This window comes from Flavobacterium hibernum, from assembly GCF_000832125.1.
GTDB classification, from domain to species: domain Bacteria; phylum Bacteroidota; class Bacteroidia; order Flavobacteriales; family Flavobacteriaceae; genus Flavobacterium; species Flavobacterium hibernum.
In genome coordinates this window covers 17,947-33,026 of sequence record NZ_JPRK01000001.1, presented here as the reverse complement: position 1 = coordinate 33,026, position 15,080 = coordinate 17,947, and the positions used below count along the sequence as shown (strand labels likewise).

The following is a 15,080-nucleotide window of genomic DNA, read 5'->3' as shown; positions in this document are numbered from 1 at the left end:
TTTGTGACCCGACTGGGGCTCGAACCCAGGACCCCATCATTAAAAGTGATGTGCTCTACCAACTGAGCTATCGAGTCATAATTCTTTTCTTGAACGCGGGTGCAAATATAAGAAGTTATTTTTAAAATACCTCCTCTTCTGTAAAGTTTAATTTAATGTTAAATTAATGACTTGAAACAGATGTAAATACGTAAAGAATTAAAAAGTAATTTTTGTGTATTTTGCCTTTTTTATTGATTTTAATGGTGTGGAATTTGATTTTTTTTTATTTGTGATTTTTTTTAAATAAGTTAGAAGTAGATAATTTTCTATATTAGCAATGATGAAAATAGAATAAGTTTTAATCGTCTGTTAGGTGGATAATAAAAAAGATAAATATTACTTCTTTAAAAAGAAATATGAGAAAAATTAAATTCATTTTAGTATTGTTAGGTCTTTTTTCTTGTAAACATAATCAGGAAAAAGTAATTGATGTAAATGATCAAATAAAAATAATAAAACTTAAGAAGCCTGAAGATATAAAATCTTATATACATAAAGTTGATAGTAGAGATTTGTTATGCTTGGATGAACTCAAACTTGCAAAAGCTCAAGTGGATAGTGGTAAAGTGGTTTTTACTTTAAAACGTGGTGAAGGGGTTTATAATACTAGGCAGGCTAAACGATTAAAAGAGTTGTGCGAAAAGTATAAGTTGTATTTTGGTTTTGATGAAATTGAAGATAGTTTTGAAAATGAGTATGAAAGAGCTGGATGTTATGGGGCATTTATGGATGAGGTTATTGAAAAGAAGTTTGGTGTAGGGTTTAGGGAAAAGCTTTTGAAAGAAGCGGATGAACTTTCGATTACTAATAATGATACTATTAATGCTTATGAATGTGATGTTAGGTCGGAGATCTATGGGTTAGAAATTAATAATGTAGTTTATTTGTCAGGAAAAAAATTCAATGTAAAAAGAACTCAACATGGGCAATTTCTAAATCTTGATGTTATGGTTTATATTGATAAAGCCGGGAAGATTATTGGATATAAGCTTAATAAATTCATAGATGATAATCTAGATTTTGAAAGAGAAAGACTTTTTGGTGTTGCTGTAAAAGAATTGAAAAAGTATAAAGAATGTAAGGCAGGAGAAATTAGAGGGAAAAAAGTTATTACGGAGAATTTTGTAACTGTTAACTTTTATTAATTGTTTTTGTCTTACTTGGGAGGAATGTATTAAAAAAAAATAAAACCTATTTCGTTACGAAATAGGTTTTATTTTTTAGTGACCACGGTGGGATTTGAACCCACACGCCCTTACGAGCACCACCCCCTCAAGATGGCAAGTCTACCGTTTCTCCACGTGGCCTAAAAAGAAAAAAGGTCAAGTAAATTAATACTCGACCTTTTTGTGACCCGACTGGGGCTCGAACCCAGGACCCCATCATTAAAAGTGATGTGCTCTACCAACTGAGCTATCGAGTCAATGCTATCAAGAAAAGTATTTTGTTAAATCACAAATTTGTGACCCGACTGGGGCTCGAACCCAGGACCCCATCATTAAAAGTGATGTGCTCTACCAACTGAGCTATCGAGTCATATTCTTTCCTTGAATGCGGGTGCAAATATAAGGAGTTATTTTTGATATTTGCAAGCTATTTTATTATAAATTTGTCTTTTTTTAAACAAAATTTACAACGCCTTAGTTTATAGGTTATTATTAAAATGAAAAAGATTGTATTATTAGGATATATGGGATGCGGAAAGTCGACAATTGCTCTGAACTTGTCAAAAATTACAGATATTCCGTTTTTAGATTTAGATAAATGTATCGAAAAAAGAGCAAATTTGTCGGTAAATGAGATTTTCGAGCAACACGGAGAGATTTATTTTAGAAAATTAGAGCACGAAATGTTCTTAGAATTACTTCAATCTTCAGAAAATATTATAATAGGTTTAGGCGGAGGAACGCCATGTTATGCTAATAACCACGAATTGTTAAAAGGAGATGATGTTACTTCGATTTATTTAAAAGCGTCAATCGAGACTTTATACAATAGATTAATTCATAACAAAAGCAAGCGCCCGTTAATTGCTAATATGGAAGAAGAGGAAATGAAAGAGTTTATCGCGAAACATTTGTTCGACAGAAGCTATTATTACAATCATGCGCAACACAAGGTTTCGGTTGATAATAAAGCAGTCGAAGAAACGGTTCAGGATATTTTAGAAATCTTAGCTTAAAAAGGCGTAGTTATCACCATTTTCATCAAAAACAACTTGCACGTGTTCTAATAAAGATGTTGATAGCGAAATTCCCTTAAAATCAGCCTTAACAGGATATTTTTTGTGGTTTCTGTCTACGAGTACTGCCGTTTTGAATTTCTTAAGCGGAACATCTAAGAAATGACGAACGGCATAAATTAAAGTTGTGCCTGAGTTTAATACATCATCAACCAGAACTAATCCTTTGTTTTGGTATTCTTCTTTACTTAGTGAAGTATGTATAGGTAATTGTGGATTTTGTTTGTCGACTTTAACTTCGCAAAGAGAAACTTTAAGGTTTGAAATATCGCTTAAAGCTAAAGCTATTTTTTGAGCAAAAATAGAACCGCTTGAGGCGATTCCAGCAATCACAATTTCTTCTTCATCAACAAACGTCTCGTAAATTTGATATGCGATACGTTTTATTTTATGTTCGATTTCCTGATTAGTTAAAATGATATTTTTGCTCATGATTTAATTTTTTGCTAAAGTACAAATTGAATTTTAGATTGTAGATTTTGGATTTCAGATTTTTGAAATTTATTCCACTTCATCTTCGTCAATGATGTCATTTCCGTATTCATCAATATCTCTTCTATCTTTTTTGGTTGGTCTTCCTGTGCCGCTTTTGCGATAATGTTCTTTAGAAAGTTTTAATAACTCTAAATGAGCATAAGCTTCAGGAGAAGTTTCGTTTTTTCGGTATATATCCACAAGTTTTGCTCCCACTCGACTTTCCGGAATGTCCAGTACGGTGATAATTTGTGTAATTTGATCTTTTCGAAACGTTATTCTGTCAGTAGGAAAAACCTCTTTTGATGGCTTGGCAACTTGCCCATTTACAGTAATATGGTTTTTTTTGCACGCTTCGGTTACCATGTTTCGAGTCTTGTAATAGCGCACGCACCACAGGTATTTATCTATTCTCATAATTTTTCTAAAATCAAAGTTAAATTCTTTACAAAAATAAATCAATATTGTATCTTGCGCACTTAAAAAATTAACAATAATGAATAAATTTAAATATTATTTTATTTTATTGCTTGCGGGTATTTCTTTGGTTTCTTGTAGTAAAAGTAATGATGATGATACGGTAACCGTTCCTGTAAGAGATTACAAAGAGCAATATAAAGCTGATAATGATTCGATTATCAAATATTTAAAGACTAATTATATCACCGTTACTAATAGTCCTGGAACGCCGCAAGATCAAGATGTGGTGATTAAAAAAATAGTTGCTGGTGACGGAAATGTTTCTATTTGGGATCAAACTACTTATCCTTTACAGTCTCGTGATGTATATAGTAATGATGTAACGTATAAAGTATATTTTTTAACTTTAAGAAAAGGTGTTGGTAGTTCTCCTACTAATACAGATAAGGTTGTAACGGCTTATACTGGAACTTTGTTGGATAATACGGTTTTTGATACTTCTTATGGTAATCCGGTAGCTTTTAATCTGTTTCCTTACGCTAATGAGTTAACAGTAATCGAAGGTTGGTCAGAGATTTTTCCACAATTTAAAACTGGTACATCTACGACTGCAAGTAATGGTGTTATTTCATATAAGGATTTTGGTGCAGGTGTGATGTTTTTGCCTTCTGGTTTAGCGTATTATTCTGTTCCTCAAGGTAGTATTCCAGCATATAATCCAATAGTTTTTAGTATTAAATTGTTTGATCTTCAAAGAATGGACAATGAGTTTAGTAATACTACTTCTGGAAGAGTTTTTATTGGCGATGGTATTCCTGATTACTTAGAAGATCTAAATAATGATGGGTATCTTTATGATTATAATTTGAATAAAACTAAATATCCTAATCCTCCAGCTGACTGGGTAAAAGAAAATGATACAGATGGAGATGGTATTTCTGATTTCCTTGATTTTGATGATGATGGTGATGGTTTTACAACAAGATTTGAAATTACAAAACCAGCAGGACAAATAGGTATTGTTAATGGTGTGAATTATGGAGCTAGGTTGTTTTATCCTTGGGATCCTACTGTTGATAATCCTTTAACGCCAAATGTTGACGAAACTGAACCAAGAGGAATTCCTAGAAGACCAACTGGTGCACTGGCAGATCCATCACAAGCTGAATCGGCAACCAATGTGAGAGCCTTTTTACCTGAAGATTATACTGCAAATCCAAGACTAAGAATGCACTTGGATAAAACATATCCTATTAAGAAGAATTAAATTCTAATTTAAATACTAAAAAACCTCGAAAGTGATTTCGAGGTTTTTTTTTATGCCTAAATATTTAAGGATTTCTCTTTGACCTTGTTTTATGTCTTAATGCTTTATGATTTGAATTTGTCAGATAACGGGAATATCTTTTTAAGCTATGATAAGTATAGAAAATAAAAAACCTCGAAATCACTTTCGAGGTTTTTTTATAAGTAAGAAAACTAAAAATTATTTTCTTTTGATAACTCTTTCTACAGCTTCAACAATTGCTTGATTGTTTAATTTGTATTTTTCCATTAATTGCTCTGGAGTTCCAGATTCTCCAAAACTATCTTGTACTGCTACAAATTCTTGTGGAGTTGGATTGTTTAAAGCTAATACTCCTGAAACGCTTTCTCCAAGACCTCCAAGGTAGTTATGCTCTTCTGCAGTAACGATGCATCTCGTTTTCGCAACTGATTTAAGAATTGCTTCTTCGTCAAGTGGCTTAATTGTGTGGATGTTAATTACTTCAGCAGAAATTCCTTTTGCTTCAAGAGCTTCGGCAGCAATAAGAGCTTCCCAAACTAAGTGTCCTGTTGCAACAATTGTAACATCAGTTCCTTCGTTTAATAAAATCGCTTTTCCAATTACGAAAGGTTCGTCAGCAGGAGTAAAGTTAGCTACAACCGGACGTCCAAAACGTAAGTAAGCAGGCCCGTGGTGATCTGCTAATGCTAATGTAGCTGCTTTAGTTTGGTTGTAATCACAAGTATTGATTACAGTCATTCCTGGTAACATTTTCATTAATCCAATATCTTCCAAGATTTGGTGAGTTGCCCCATCTTCTCCTAGTGTTAAACCAGCGTGAGATGCACAAATTTTTACATTTTTATCTGAATAAGCAACAGATTGGCGAATTTGATCGTAAACTCTTCCTGTAGAAAAGTTAGCGAAAGTTCCTGTAAATGGAATTTTTCCTCCAATAGTTAAACCTGCAGCAATACCAATCATATTAGCTTCTGCGATTCCAATTTGGAAAAAACGCTCTGGGTGATTTTTTTTGAAATCATCAAACTTTAATGATCCAATTAAATCAGCACAAAGTGCTACTACATTTTCGTTTTTTTGACCTAGTTCAGTCATTCCCGCTCCAAAACCCGAACGAGTATCTTTGCTTCCTGTATTTTCGTATTTTTTCATTGTTTAATTTTTGAGATGCTGAGGTTCTAAGTGGCTAAATTTCTAAGTTGAAAACTGACACTGAGACTGAGCACTTTTTAATAGTCTGCTAAAGTTGAAATGTTTTGAGCTAAAGCGCTTGCTAACTGATCGTTGTTTGGCGCTTTACCATGCCATGCATGAGTGTGCATCATAAAATCTACACCATTACCCATTTCAGTATGTAATAAAATACAAACTGGTTTTCCTTTTCCTGTTCTTGATTTAGCATCAGTTAAACCTGCAAGAATAGCATCAATATTGTTACCTTCTTTAATTTCAAGAACGTCCCAGTCAAAAGCTTCAAATTTAGCACGGATACTTCCCATTGGTAAAACTTCGTCAGTAGTACCATCAATTTGTTTTCCGTTAAGGTCAATAGTTGCAATGACATTGTCTACTTTTTTTGCAGAAGCATACATAATTGCTTCCCAGTTTTGACCTTCTTGCAATTCTCCATCTCCATGTAAAGAATAGATGATATGATTATCTCCATTTAATTTTTTAGCTTGAGCTGCACCAAGTGCTACAGATAAACCTTGACCTAATGAACCAGAAGCTATACGAACTCCAGGTAATCCCTCATGAGTTGTTGGGTGTCCTTGTAAACGAGAGTTTAATAATCTGAAAGTTGCAAGTTCTGAAACAGGGAAATAACCACTACGTGCTAATACGCTATAAAAAACCGGTGAAATATGCCCATTTGAAAGGAAGAATAAATCTTCTCCAATTCCGTTCATATCAAAACCTTCTTTGCGCTCCATAATATTTTGGTATAATGTAACCAAAAATTCAGTACAACCTAGTGAACCACCTGGGTGACCTGAGTTGACAGCATGTACCATTCGAAGAATATCTCTTCTTACTTGGATCGTTAAATCGCTTAATTGTTGTGTGTTAGGCTTCATTTTATTTGTAAAAGTTAAACTGAAGCAAAAGTAATTGTTATTTTGCGGGCTGACAAATGATTTTTTGTTTTAGTTTGAGACAATTGTTAAATTATAGGTCTTTTTTTTTAATATTTTGAAAAATCACTGATAACTTATTTTTATGTCATATCTAATATCATAAAATAATTATATTTACCCAAGAATCTTAAAAGCAAAATCTTTAACTACTAAGCGAAAAACTTTCGTCTGATACTATTTTTTGAATGGAAAATTCAGAATAATAAATATCGAATAAAAACTAAAAATGAGCCAAAAACTATCCATCATTATACCTGCCTATAATGAAGAAAATACCATAAAATTTATATTAGATAAGATTAAGAAAGTTGAATTAATTGAAAATGTTACAAAAGAAATAGTAATCGTAGATGACTGTTCTTCAGATAATTCTTTAGCGGTTTTTAATGAATATAAAGTGGCCAATAGTGATTTGGATATTGTAATTCTAACGCATTCTACAAATAAAGGAAAAGGAGCTGCTTTGCATTCAGGAATAAGTAAAGCTACAGGAGATATATTAGTGGTTCAAGATGCTGATTTAGAATATGATCCCAAAGAATACAATGTACTTTTGAATCCTATTTTAGAAGGTCATGCTGATGTTGTGTATGGAAGTAGATTTATGGGGGGCAAGCCGCATCGAATCTTGTTTTTTTGGCATAGCATAGGGAATAAATTTTTGACGTTTTTAAGTAATATGTTTACTAATTTGAATTTAACAGATATGGAAACCTGTTATAAAATGTTCAGGACCGAAATAATAAAAAGTGTGCACTTGCAAGAAAAAAGATTTGGTTTTGAACCTGAAGTTACTGCAAAAATTGCTAAAATTAAAGGTATTAGAATTTATGAAGTTGGAATTAGTTATTATGGTAGAACATTTGAAGATGGAAAAAAAATAAGTTGGAAAGATGGCTTTAGAGCTATTTACTGTATCTTCAAATATGCCATAAAATGAAAAAGGTTTACTTATTTCTTTTAATCTTAGGAATAATAATAAGATTTGTAATTCAGTTTGTTTTTCCTGCTTTTAATGGTGATGAAATTTCAGTGGGTAACAATATTAAACATTCTGGTTTTATTGAATTACTTTATCCGTTAAAATTTGGTCAGAGTGCGCCACCTTTGTTTCTATGGTTGCAAAAATTTTTTATTGAGATTCTTTCTTTTAGTTTTTGGATAAATATTAAAGTTTTAAGTTTTATCTCCTCAATTCTCGGCATAATATTGTTTTATGTTTTTATAAAGAGAAATAGTTTTAGCCCCATTTTTTTACTGTTATTTATTATCCTGCTTTTTAATCCGTTCATTATTAATAATTCATTGACTGTAAAGCAATATACGATTGACTTAACAGGGATTATTTTTTTGATAGTTTGGTTTAAGACTAAAAATTTTAAGAAATATAATTGGGCTTTCTTTTTAGTTTGGTCCTTAATATCAAATATTGGTTTGTTTGCCTGTTGCGGATATTTAATTTATGATTTATTCAGCCAGCGTTCCTTACGTAATTTTAATGCGTTTTTTGATTTTGTTAAAAAAAATGCCCTTACAATTTTGGCACCAGTGCCATATGTGGTTTATTTTTTCTGGTTTATGAATCAGGAAGGAGCTGTAGAATTGCAAGCTTATATGGTTAAGTATTGGAGTAGTTCGTTTATACCTCTTGATAGTTCAATTTTTAAATATTTACTATATACAATTCACGGATTGTGGATTTATATTTTTAATGCTTTTGAAATTTGGGGTATTTTTATGATGATACTAATGCTTTCTTTTTTTCTTTTTTCGAATAAAAAACAATTCATGTTTAGGGAAGAAATTTTGTTGCTTTTTTGTATTGTTATCGTGCATTTAATATTGAATATTTTTCATATGTATCCTTTTTCAGACAGGCTGTATCTCTACATTGCTCCCTTTCTTGTTTTGATTTTAGGATCATCTATAGCAACCATTTCAGATTTTGGAGTAATAAAAAAACATTTTCAAAAAGTATACGTATTAATTTCAGTTGTTACGTTGTTTTTGTATTCTTTATACATGTCTGGGAATGATAACAATGTGTATATGTTGTATGAAAAGCTTAACAATTTAAATGCTAAAGAAATTTATGCTACTGAAAAATCTATAGAAACCATTGATTCGTTTAATGAATTTACAGATAATAAATTCGTAATTAATAAAAAGATGGTGCTTCTTGATTCAAAGTTAAATGAATCAAATTATATTGTTTCTAGAGTTTCTAAAAAAATAAAAATGAATCTAACTTCAAGCGAAGAATTGGAAATTCAGGATTTAATTAACTCTAAAAAAATTAAAAAAATTGATTCAGTTAATGGTTATAATATCTATGAAATTAAAAGATAAAATACGTATCCAATCTTAAATAGAAATAAAAAAAGTCCTTTCAGTAAGGACTTTTTTTATGTTTATTTAAGAGGGGTATAAATTTATTCCGTATCGCCTTCGCTATAGAAGTTGTTTTCTTCGTCTTCAGAACCAATTTCTTCCTGTTCATCGTCAAGTTCAGAGCCTGGAATGTCAAGATCGTTTCCTAGTTTGTCGCTATTTTGTTTCCATTCGTGATCGTTTTGATCGATGGTTTTTTCTGTTGAGATTTGCTCTAGATCAATTTCTTCCAGTTTATCCTCATTATTGTAAATGTCTTCTGAGGCTGGATAATCTAATTCTTCCAGGTTTTTTTCGATTTCATTTTCGTTTGTTTGGTTCTTTTCTTCTGAATTTATCATGATTTCAAATTTTTAAAGTATTCTATAAAGTTACGAAATCAATAGATTTAAGTCGTTATATTTTTAGAATCAGAATATTACAGTATTTTCATTCTATTCATTAGATCTTAAATTTTAGACTGAAAAATCAAATTGAAAAAAAAAATGCTGTGCTTTATTAATTGCCTCATTTTTTAATGAACAAATTATCTAATTTGCTGAATCTCTTTCCAAGTAATTAACTTAATGTTGTTTTCTTTTAGTTTTGATTCGCATTCTACACTTGTAAAAAAGTCAAAATCGATTTGACGCCAAGCTGAACCAAAATTAGGATGATCGATCGTGATGCCTTTCATTTCATAATCGTCAAAAGCAGGATGAAGCAAAAACATATTGAAACCACGTTTGATGTTGTCTAAAGCTTTTGCATAAGAAGATCTTAATTCACCTTTTTCGAAATCAGAAAAATAACCAATTAAAAGATTATCAGCCAAAAGTGTGTTTTCAAAATCGTATTTTTCATCAGATAAACTAATAGACTCTACAAATCCCTTGTTGATGAAAACAGGTAAGTTGTAAGTTTTTCCAAGATCTTTATAAATCTCTAAAATTTCTGGAGTTACGCCAACGCTGCACATATGCGAATCGAGATGTGTAGGTTTGATTCCAAATTGCAATGCTTTTTCGATTTGAGCAGTAAGTTCTTTTTTAATTTCGGATGGCTTTGCGTTGTTTTTGAAGTCCTTTCGGGTTTTGTAAAAATATCCATTTTGATCGACTAAACTCGAAACTTCGGTAATTGGAAGAACTGGACCAAATTTGTAGTTTTCCCATTCGCAAGTTAGTGTTAAGTGAATTCCGCAATCGTAATTTGGATTGTTTTTAGAAAATATTGCTATTTCATAAAACCAAGGACAAGGCACCATTATGCTGTAAGAGTTTACGAATCCGTTTTGAAGAGCTTGTATTGTAGCTTGATTTTCGGAATGCGATAATCCGGCGTCATCAGCATGAATCATTAATAGTTTGGTGTCTTCTGGATATCCAAGTTTTTGAGCTAAGTTCATTGTTTTATTTATTTTTTACTCGTAGTCCCGATAGCTATCGGGAGCAGATTGCTTCGCCTGTTCGCTATCGCTGGGGTGAGCAGATTTCTTTGTTTCTATTCAAATTTAAAAATTTCTTATTGAAACGTCAAGTCTTTTTTGCGTTAGGGATAGAAGCGGATAGCCCACAGCCTGACGAAGGAAGTGCGAGGACTTGCAGCGGATAGCCCGACCGTAGGGAACGCCCAATTATTAAATTTTAAATTTTCACCTTGGTTTTATGGTTGTGAAAATGTTTCATTATCTAATTATCTCATTGTTGAATTATCCCATTTTCTAATTGCCAAATTAACTAATTAAATTTTCCTGAAATTAGCTTATCTTTGCCGACTGAAAAAAGAAACAGATGAAGTTTGATTTATTACAAAAAGATCCGCAATCTAAAGCTAGAGCGGGAAGTATTACTACAGATCATGGCGTAATTGAAACGCCAATTTTTATGCCTGTTGGAACGGTAGCATCTGTAAAAGGTGTGCACCAACGTGAACTTAAAGAGGATATTAATCCAGATATTATTCTTGGAAATACATACCATTTATATTTACGTCCGCAGACAGAAATTCTTGAAAAAGCAGGTGGATTACACAAGTTTATGAATTGGGATCGTAATATCTTGACAGATTCTGGTGGATATCAGGTTTATTCTCTTTCGAATAATAGAAAGATTAAAGAAGAAGGAGTAAAGTTTAAATCGCATATTGATGGTTCATACCATTTTTTTTCGCCAGAAAGTGTAATGGAAATTCAGCGTACTATTGGAGCTGATATTATTATGGCTTTTGACGAGTGTACGCCTTATCCTTGCGATTATAGATATGCGCAACGTTCTATGCACATGACGCACCGTTGGTTAGATCGTTGTATCAATCATTTAGATAAAGTTCCTTATAAATATGGGTACGAACAAACGTTTTTTCCAATTGTTCAAGGAAGTACTTATAAAGATTTACGTCGTCAATCGGCAGAATATATTGCAAATGCAGGACAGCAAGGTAATGCAATTGGAGGTTTATCAGTAGGAGAGCCTGCAGAAGAAATGTACGCCATGACTGAGGTAGTTTGTGAAATTCTTCCAGAAGATAAACCACGTTATTTAATGGGTGTTGGAACTCCTATTAATATATTAGAAAATATTGCGTTAGGTATTGATATGTTCGATTGTGTTATGCCAACTCGTAATGCAAGAAATGGAATGTTGTTTACAGCAAACGGAACGATTAATATTAAAAACAAAAAGTGGGAAGCTGATTTTTCGCCAATCGACGAAATGGGGCACACTTTTGTAGATACTGAATATACAAAGGCGTATTTGCGTCACTTATTTGCTGCAAATGAATATTTGGGTAAGCAAATTGCAACGATTCATAATCTTGGTTTTTATATGTGGTTGGTTCGTGAAGCTAGAAAACATATCTTAGCTGGTGATTTTAGACCATGGAAAGAAATGATGGTTAAAAATATGAGTCAAAGACTATAAAAAGGTTTATTTGTTTAATCGTTTATTCGGTTGAACAATTAAACAAATAAACGATTAAACTTTACTATGTTAACGATAATAGATAAGTATATATTAAAAAGATATTTAGCCACTTTCTCGGTGATGATCTTATTATTTATTCCCATTGGAATTGTAATTGACGTCTCGGAAAAGGTGAATAAAATGTTGGAAAACAAGGTTCCGTTCACTGCAATTGCTGTCTATTACTACGATTTTACGGTCTATTTTGCGAATTCTTTGTTTCCGATATTTTTGTTTTTATCGGTAATTTGGTTTACTTCAAAACTGGCAAATAATACTGAAGTTATTGCAATTTTAAGTTCGGGAATTTCGTTTACACGTTTTTTGAGGCCTTATATTATGGGAGCTTCTATAGTTTCTGTTTTTGTACTTTTAATGGGTTTCTTTATTGTTCCATCTGCCAGTGAAGGATTTAATAATTTTAGGTATACGTATTTAAAAGGTAATGGAAAAGCAGAAATGCTTGGTAATAATACCAATGTATATAGACAAATTAATGATAATGATTTTATTTTTGTAAATAGTTTTAATGAAGAGTCTAAAACAGCTTTTAATTTTACATTAGAACATTTTGAAGGTGAAAAATTAACATATAAAATTACTGCCAGTCGTATAAAATGGGATCCAAAAAAGAAGATTTACATATTATACGATTATAATAAAAGAACACTTGGCGAACTTAATGATAAAATAGAAAAAGATCCAGAGAAAAAAATGGCTTTCAAATTTGAATTGTCTGATTTGACTCCGGTTGTTTACATTGCTGAAACTTTACCTTTAGGGAAATTAATCGACTTTATTGACAAGGAACGCAAGAGAGGTTCAGGAAATATCAACATATATTTAGTTGTGCTTTACAAAAAATACAGTGTACCGGTTTCAGCTTTTATTCTAACAATTATTGCTGTGGCAGTTTCATCAATGAAACGACGTGGCGGAATGGGAATGAATCTTGCCATTGGTATTGCAATTGCCTTTTCGTTTGTGTTCTTTGATAAAATATTTGGTACTCTTGCCGAAAAATCTACATTCTCACCTTTTCTTGCTGTATGGTTTCCAAATATTGTTTTTGGAATTTTAGCAGTTTACTTATTACGTAATGCGAAACGATAATTTAAAAAGTTATTTAAATCTTCATTTAATTGTTTTTATTTGGGGTTTTACGGCTATTTTGGGAGCTTTAATTACGATTGATGCCGAAAATTTAGTTTGGTTCAGAATGCTTCTTGCAGGAGTTTTTCTTGGAACTTTTATAGTGTATAAAAAACAATCTTTTGTAATTTCTGCAACATCTTTTGCTAAATTAATTTTTGTTGGATTGCTTATTGCACTTCATTGGATTTTCTTTTTTAGGGCCATTCATGTTTCTAATGTTTCCATAACACTTTCGATATTTTCTCTTGGAGCTTTTTTTGCATCTTTGTTAGAGCCGTTGTTTTACGGAAGAAAGATATTATGGTATGAAGTTTTCTTCGGATTAATAATTATTGCCGGTTTGGCTTTAATTATGCAAGTCGAGGTAAAATATCTGCACGGTATGTATTATGCATTAGCATCGATTATATTGGGGGTTTTATTCACCTTAATGAATGGGAAATTGATTTCAGATCACGAACCGTCTGTTATCACATTTTATGAGTTTGGAGCAGGAGTTTTCTTTATTTCGATTTATTTTTTAATTCAAGGAAAATTCAACGCCGACTTTTTTACAATGTCATTAAATAACTGGATTCTGTTATTGGTTTTGGCTTCGGTTTGTACCGCTTATGCATTTACGGCTTCTGTAAAAGTGATGCAAAAATTAACGCCTTATACCGTAATGTTAACGACTAATTTAGAGCCTGTTTACGGAATTATGCTGGCTTATTTTATTCTGGGAGGGAAAGAGAAAATGAGTACAGAATTTTATATTGGTGCGCTTATAATTGTTATTACAGTTATTTTAAACGGCGTTTTTAAACATTATAAGAATAAGAAAGAAGTGTAATAATTTCCTTATTTTTAAATTACATTTTTATATTTTAAATACGATTTAATTATCCCAATGATATAATATTTTTATATTTGCGGTTCGATTTACAAACAAAATTCAAAAATCCATGGAATATTTAGATTTTGAGCTTCCAATCAAAGAACTTGAAGAACAGTTAGAAAAGTGTGTTATTATTGGAAAAGAATCTGATGTTGATGTAACACCAACTTGCAAAGAAATCAACAAGAAATTAGAAGAAACTAAGAAAGAAATATACAAAAACCTTACAGCTTGGCAACGTGTTCAGCTATCAAGACATCCAAATAGACCATATACTTTAGATTATATTAAAGCAATTTGCGGAGATACGTTTTTAGAACTTCATGGAGACAGAAATTTTAAAGATGATAAAGCAATGATTGGTGGACTTGGAAAGATAAACGGGCAATCGTTTATGATCGTAGGTCAGCAAAAAGGATATAATACAAAAACACGCCAGTACCGTAATTTTGGTATGGCAAATCCAGAAGGATATCGTAAAGCTTTGCGTTTGATGAAAATGGCAGAGAAATTTGGAATTCCAGTTTTAACTTTAGTAGATACTCCGGGTGCATATCCAGGACTTGAAGCTGAAGAAAGAGGACAAGGAGAAGCAATTGCCAGAAATATTTTTGAAATGGTTCGTTTACAAGTACCAATTATCACCATTATTGTTGGTGAAGGTGCTTCTGGAGGTGCTTTAGGAATTGGTGTTGGAGATAAAGTTTATATGTTAGAGAATACTTGGTACTCTGTAATTTCTCCAGAATCATGTTCTTCAATTTTATGGAAAAGCTGGGAATATAAAGAACGTGCTGCCGATGCTTTAAAATTGACTTCGTCAGACATGAAAAAACAAAAATTAGTTGATGATGTAATTCCAGAACCTTTAGGTGGAGCGCACTATGATCGCGAAACTACTTTTAAAACGGTTGCTGAATACATTACCAAAGGATATAATCAATTGAAAGACTTATCAACAGCTGACTTGATTGCCCAAAGAATGGACAAATATAGTAAGATGGGTGAGTATAAAGAGTAAAATCTTACAAATTTATATAAAATCCGAAGCCTTATCGTTTCGGATTTTTTTTTGGTTATCAACAAAAAAATATATTTATAAACAATT

General features: G+C 31.9%; 15 protein-coding genes and 4 tRNA genes. 9 read left to right on the top strand and 10 right to left on the bottom strand.

The window, feature by feature from the left end; genetic code table 11:
- Positions 1 to 4: 4 nt before the first annotated feature.
- Positions 5 to 77, bottom strand: a tRNA-Lys gene (locus IW18_RS00190).
- Between the two features lie 321 nt (positions 78 to 398).
- On the opposite strand from IW18_RS00190, the gene IW18_RS00185 reads away from it, so the two are divergent.
- Positions 399 to 1,187, top strand: a complete 789-nt coding sequence (locus IW18_RS00185) for a hypothetical protein (protein ID WP_041515573.1) — start codon at positions 399 to 401, stop codon at positions 1,185 to 1,187.
- Positions 1,188 to 1,266: 79 nt separating this feature from the next.
- Here the strand turns inward: IW18_RS00185 and IW18_RS00180 are convergent.
- From IW18_RS00180 to IW18_RS00170, 3 genes are all read right to left on the bottom strand, one after another.
- Positions 1,267 to 1,349, bottom strand: a tRNA-Leu gene (locus IW18_RS00180).
- 43 nt (positions 1,350 to 1,392) lie between these two features.
- Positions 1,393 to 1,465 (bottom strand) — tRNA-Lys (locus IW18_RS00175).
- Between the two features lie 40 nt (positions 1,466 to 1,505).
- A tRNA-Lys gene (locus IW18_RS00170) sits at positions 1,506 to 1,578 on the bottom strand.
- A gap of 127 nt (positions 1,579 to 1,705) precedes the next feature.
- On the opposite strand from IW18_RS00170, the gene IW18_RS00165 reads away from it, so the two are divergent.
- Positions 1,706 to 2,224: a shikimate kinase gene (locus IW18_RS00165; protein ID WP_041515572.1), complete on the top strand. Its 519-nt coding sequence runs from the start codon at positions 1,706 to 1,708 to the stop codon at positions 2,222 to 2,224.
- On the opposite strand, the gene IW18_RS00160 is transcribed toward IW18_RS00165, so the two are convergent.
- Together IW18_RS00160 and IW18_RS00155 are read right to left on the bottom strand one after the other, a co-directional pair.
- Entirely contained in the window at positions 2,216 to 2,716 is a 501-nt protein-coding gene (locus IW18_RS00160; RefSeq protein WP_041515571.1) for a phosphoribosyltransferase family protein, read from the bottom strand. The two genes, IW18_RS00165 and IW18_RS00160, sit on opposite strands and share 9 nt — an antisense overlap.
- A 69-nt stretch (positions 2,717 to 2,785) precedes the next feature.
- Positions 2,786 to 3,175, bottom strand: coding sequence for an RNA-binding S4 domain-containing protein (locus IW18_RS00155; protein WP_041515570.1), 390 nt, complete (start codon positions 3,173 to 3,175; stop codon positions 2,786 to 2,788).
- A 79-nt stretch (positions 3,176 to 3,254) separates the two neighbouring features.
- Between IW18_RS00155 and IW18_RS00150 the strand changes: the two genes are divergently transcribed.
- Positions 3,255 to 4,445, top strand: coding sequence for an FKBP-type peptidyl-prolyl cis-trans isomerase (locus tag IW18_RS00150; RefSeq protein WP_041515569.1), 1,191 nt, complete (start codon positions 3,255 to 3,257; stop codon positions 4,443 to 4,445).
- 219 nt (positions 4,446 to 4,664) lie between these two features.
- Here the strand turns inward: IW18_RS00150 and IW18_RS00145 are convergent, their stop codons facing one another.
- Together IW18_RS00145 and IW18_RS00140 are read right to left on the bottom strand one after the other, a co-directional pair.
- The gene (locus IW18_RS00145) at positions 4,665 to 5,618 is read right to left on the bottom strand and encodes a transketolase family protein (protein ID WP_041515568.1); all 954 of its coding nucleotides are present in this window, start codon (positions 5,616 to 5,618) and stop codon (positions 4,665 to 4,667) included.
- A gap of 77 nt (positions 5,619 to 5,695) precedes the next feature.
- The gene (locus tag IW18_RS00140) at positions 5,696 to 6,544 is read right to left on the bottom strand and encodes a transketolase (RefSeq protein ID WP_041515567.1); all 849 of its coding nucleotides are present in this window, start codon (positions 6,542 to 6,544) and stop codon (positions 5,696 to 5,698) included.
- 286 nt (positions 6,545 to 6,830) lie between these two features.
- On the opposite strand from IW18_RS00140, the gene IW18_RS00135 reads away from it, so the two are divergent.
- Both IW18_RS00135 and IW18_RS00130 read left to right on the top strand, forming a co-directional pair.
- Positions 6,831 to 7,544: a glycosyltransferase family 2 protein gene (locus tag IW18_RS00135; protein WP_041515566.1), complete on the top strand. Its 714-nt coding sequence runs from the start codon at positions 6,831 to 6,833 to the stop codon at positions 7,542 to 7,544.
- A complete protein-coding gene (locus IW18_RS00130; protein ID WP_041515565.1) occupies positions 7,541 to 8,953 on the top strand; it encodes a hypothetical protein in 1,413 nt (470 codons plus the stop codon). Before IW18_RS00135 ends, IW18_RS00130 begins: the two co-directional genes overlap by 4 nt.
- An 83-nt stretch (positions 8,954 to 9,036) precedes the next feature.
- Here the strand turns inward: IW18_RS00130 and IW18_RS00125 are convergent, their stop codons facing one another.
- Together IW18_RS00125 and IW18_RS00120 are read right to left on the bottom strand one after the other, a co-directional pair.
- Positions 9,037 to 9,336 carry a hypothetical protein gene (locus IW18_RS00125; RefSeq protein WP_041515564.1) on the bottom strand — a complete coding sequence of 100 codons (300 nt, stop codon included), beginning with the start codon at positions 9,334 to 9,336 and terminating at the stop codon, positions 9,037 to 9,039.
- A 185-nt stretch (positions 9,337 to 9,521) separates the two neighbouring features.
- Entirely contained in the window at positions 9,522 to 10,382 is an 861-nt protein-coding gene (locus IW18_RS00120) for a polysaccharide deacetylase family protein (protein WP_041515563.1), read from the bottom strand.
- Between the two features lie 385 nt (positions 10,383 to 10,767).
- On the opposite strand from IW18_RS00120, the gene tgt reads away from it, so the two are divergent.
- The 4 genes from tgt to IW18_RS00100 all read left to right on the top strand — a co-directional run bounded on the left by tgt (position 10,768) and on the right by IW18_RS00100 (position 14,993).
- On the top strand, positions 10,768 to 11,898 hold the full coding sequence (gene tgt / locus IW18_RS00115; RefSeq protein ID WP_041515562.1) for a tRNA guanosine(34) transglycosylase Tgt: 1,131 nt from the start codon (positions 10,768 to 10,770) through the stop codon (positions 11,896 to 11,898).
- Positions 11,899 to 11,964: 66 nt separating this feature from the next.
- Positions 11,965 to 13,053 (top strand): LptF/LptG family permease, encoded by a 1,089-nt coding sequence (locus IW18_RS00110; protein WP_041515561.1) that lies wholly within the window; start codon positions 11,965 to 11,967, stop codon positions 13,051 to 13,053.
- Complete coding sequence (locus tag IW18_RS00105) at positions 13,040 to 13,927, top strand: DMT family transporter (RefSeq protein ID WP_041515560.1); 888 nt, start codon at positions 13,040 to 13,042, stop codon at positions 13,925 to 13,927. Before IW18_RS00110 ends, IW18_RS00105 begins: the two co-directional genes overlap by 14 nt.
- Positions 13,928 to 14,039: 112 nt before the next feature.
- Entirely contained in the window at positions 14,040 to 14,993 is a 954-nt protein-coding gene (locus IW18_RS00100; protein ID WP_041515559.1) for an acetyl-CoA carboxylase carboxyltransferase subunit alpha, read from the top strand.
- Positions 14,994 to 15,080 lie beyond the last annotated feature (87 nt).